4 protein-coding genes are annotated in these 3,069 nt (G+C 63.4%); all 4 read left to right on the top strand.

Annotated elements, in window-relative coordinates:
* Nucleotides 1–632: acyl-CoA dehydrogenase family protein (locus tag H7007_RS02385; RefSeq protein WP_287152896.1), on the top strand; the 632-nt coding region annotated here is incomplete at its 5' end.
* Nucleotides 633–636: 4 nt separating this feature from the next.
* The gene (locus H7007_RS02390; RefSeq protein WP_287152897.1) at nt 637–1,362 is read left to right on the top strand and encodes a hypothetical protein; all 726 of its coding nucleotides are present in this window, start codon (nt 637–639) and stop codon (nt 1,360–1,362) included.
* A 12-nt stretch (nt 1,363–1,374) separates the two neighbouring features.
* Nucleotides 1,375–2,094 (top strand): hypothetical protein, encoded by a 720-nt coding sequence (locus tag H7007_RS02395; RefSeq protein WP_287152898.1) that lies wholly within the window; start codon nt 1,375–1,377, stop codon nt 2,092–2,094.
* A gap of 438 nt (nt 2,095–2,532) precedes the next feature.
* The gene (locus H7007_RS02400) at nt 2,533–2,946 is read left to right on the top strand and encodes a hypothetical protein (protein WP_287152899.1); all 414 of its coding nucleotides are present in this window, start codon (nt 2,533–2,535) and stop codon (nt 2,944–2,946) included.
* Nucleotides 2,947–3,069: the final 123 nt, after the last annotated feature.

Below are 3,069 nucleotides of genomic sequence, written 5' to 3' on the forward strand. Positions count from 1 at the left end.
CCATCATCTTCGTGCCTTGCGACCGCCCCGGCGTGACCCAGGGCCCGGCCTACGAGAAGGCGGGCATGGCCGCGGACAAGAACGGCGACATCTGGTTCGAGAACGTGCGCGTCCCCCTGTGGTACCGAGCCTGCGGCCCCGGGGACGACGCCAAGTACTACGGCGAGGTGGTCTCCCTGGGCAACATGGGGAGCATCGCCTTCGCCGTGGGGGTGATGCTCAACATCTATGAGAAACTGCAGGAGTACGTGAGCCGCAAGACCTACCGCGGCATGCCCCTCAAGGAGAACGACGCCGTGGCCGGGGTGCTTGCCGACTTCGCCGCCACCATCGAGGCGGTGCGCATCATCGGCTACCAGTGCGCCCGCATGTGCGACCGCCAGGACCTGTACGGGCCGCGCTGGAGCCCGGAGATCGTGGCCCGGGCCCGCGCCCACCGCTACTTCGCCGCCGACCGCGCCCTGGAGGCCATCGGCAAGGTGATGAACCTCATGGAATGCTTCGGGTCGGACCGCGACTGGGATGTGGAGAAGCACTGGCGGGACATAAAGATGGTCCAGCTCTGGCTCGGCGGCAAACAGCTCAGCCAGATGGAGGTGGCCCGCTGGTTCTTCGAGTGCGAGACGTTATGAGGTGATGAAGATGGCCGTGGAAACGGGAACCCGGACGGAAGTGGAGACGCGGGGGCTGGTAGACGCCCTGGACCGCATACTGCGCCAGCTCATTAGCACTCCCAAGTTCAAGGAGACGGTGATCACCCTGCTCAACGCCGTGGACCCTCCCGCGGCGCGCCGCCTGGTGCGCACCATATTCTGGCAGGACCCCGGACTGCTCATGTCCGTGCTCGGGACCCTGCCTGACATACTGAACACCGCCTTCCAGGCCATGGCCGAGGCCGCCGCGCAGATGAACTCCATGCCCGCACCCCTCCTAAATGACCTCCTGCACCGCATCGTGGAGGGCATAGACGGGGCAGCCCTGGGCGAGGCGGTGGGAGGCCTGGTGAGGATGGGCCTCTTACTGGAGCTCTCCGAGGAGGAAAGCGGTCTGCGCCGCAGCCTCTCCTCCCTGCGCAAGGACTTCTCCTCCGCCTTCTCAACTGCCGTGGGAGAGGACTCCATGGCCGAACGCCTGAGTTCCTGGATGGCCGCAGCGGGCAAGAGGGCGAAGGACAAGAATTCCTCCACCTATGCTTTCGTCCAGGCCTTCAAGGGGGCCCTCAGGGAGAACCCGGACTTCGTGAAATACGTCATGCAACCGTTGTTGGAAATACCAGCTAAAACTCCGGCGAAGAAAACGGCTTCCAAGTCCGGCGGGACGAGGAACGCCGCGAAGAAGACCGACGGCGCCAAGGAAGAGTAAGGGGGTGGGAACATGGAAAACCAGGAGGTGACCCCGGGCCTCGGGGAGAGGATAATCAAGGAGATCATCGCCACTCCCGCCCTGAAGGAGGTCTTTCTCCTCCAGATAAAGGACATCAGGCCCGAGACCGCCTCCGGCGTGGTGAAGACGCTGCTCTGGGGCGACCCGGGCATCTCCATGAGCCTCTTCGGGGCCCTGCCCGATGCCGCCAACTGGCTGCTGGAGTTCCTGCTGGAGCTGGGACGCCAGTTAAACGGGCTCCCGGAACCGTTGCTCAAAGACATCCTGGGGCGCATAGGCGCGGGTATAGACCGGGAACGCCTGGGTGAGCTTCCCCAGGTTTACGGGAGACTGCTGCGCCGTCTGCTCCTGGGGGAGGGCAGGCCTCCCGAGGAGGTCCGGGACGCGGTGGTCTCCGCGCTTAACCGGGCTCTCGCCGCCATCGAGCTCTCCACCGCCCAGCTGGAGGCGAACCGGGAGGAGATCGCCCGGACCCTGCGCAGGGCCTGGAAGGAACTGGATACCGCCTCCCTGGCCAGGACGATGCGCCGCGTGGCCTCCCTTCTCGCTGCCGCCGCGCGCCCGGAGCGTGGTGAAGGGGAGGAAAAGGGCGTTGCAGGAGCCGTGAAACTGGCCGCGGGAGCGGCGGCCGGGCTTCTCGCCATGCGCTTCATCATGAAGAGGACGAGGGAGAAGCGCAAAACCCGGAAGGGGATCAGGTTCATATGTTAAATCAGAGGATTGAGCACACAACGGCTTCTATGGGGCGCTAGGACGTTATCGGAGAGGAAAGCACCGAAAGAGGAACTCTAAGGTGGAGACGCTCCGATAAACCCGTGAAAAAAGGAAAAACAGCGGGAAAAAGGAAACCGGCAAGAGGATATGGGTTATGCAGCGCAAGATCTCGTATGGTATATGCCCCTCGCGGGCGCACAAACCCGCGGTTGGAGAAAAGATTCTCGGGGTCAGACGGCTTACACGAGAGCGAGATGTGAAGAACCTCGTTTGCCCAGGCGCGGCTGTCGGGAGGAGCCCCATGTGGGGAGGAAGGCACCACAAAGCGGCAAATCCCGTGTTCGGGTTTCCATAGCGCAGCCGGACGGCCCCCGGACGAGGTCACGACGCGAAAGACATCGCTCGGATGAGCGCGAGCGGCGGGAGGGATGAAAAGTGTCAGGAGAAACCGGAGCCGGCGAGAAGCTGAAGAGGTGGCGGAGATTCATGTACGCCTACAACACGGCCATGTGTTTAAGCCTGGGCCCTCCCATGATCCTCTTCCAGAAACTGCCACGGGCTATCCTCAAGTGGCCATATGAGGACCCGGTGATGATGGGCATCTACGGGACTATCGTCACCTCCGTGGGGGCCTGCTCCGCCGCCGCCCTGCGCAGCGAGAAGACCCAGGAGAGGTTCCTCCCTCTATTTCTGGTCCAGATGCTTTACAAGACCATGACCTGCGCCCTGCTGGCCAAAGAGCTGCGCAAGAAAGAGGTGGAGCCCTGGGGCCTGCGGCTCATCCTCTGGTTCTTCGTGGCCTACATCGCCATGCTCGCGGGAACCGCGCCCTGGAAAGCGAGCAAGTAACATACCGGGTGGAATCTCGGCACGGGGAGGTGGTGTTGCCCTAAAGTCACAAGAAACGGGAAGTCGGGTGTCGCTTCCCGAGGCGGCCGAAAACGAAAGCGCTGGCTGTCCCTGAACCGCGTG

It is taken from the genome of Candidatus Solincola tengchongensis (genome assembly GCF_015711935.1).
In the GTDB taxonomy this organism is placed as follows: Bacteria; Actinomycetota; Geothermincolia; order Geothermincolales; family RBG-13-55-18; genus Solincola_A; species Solincola_A tengchongensis.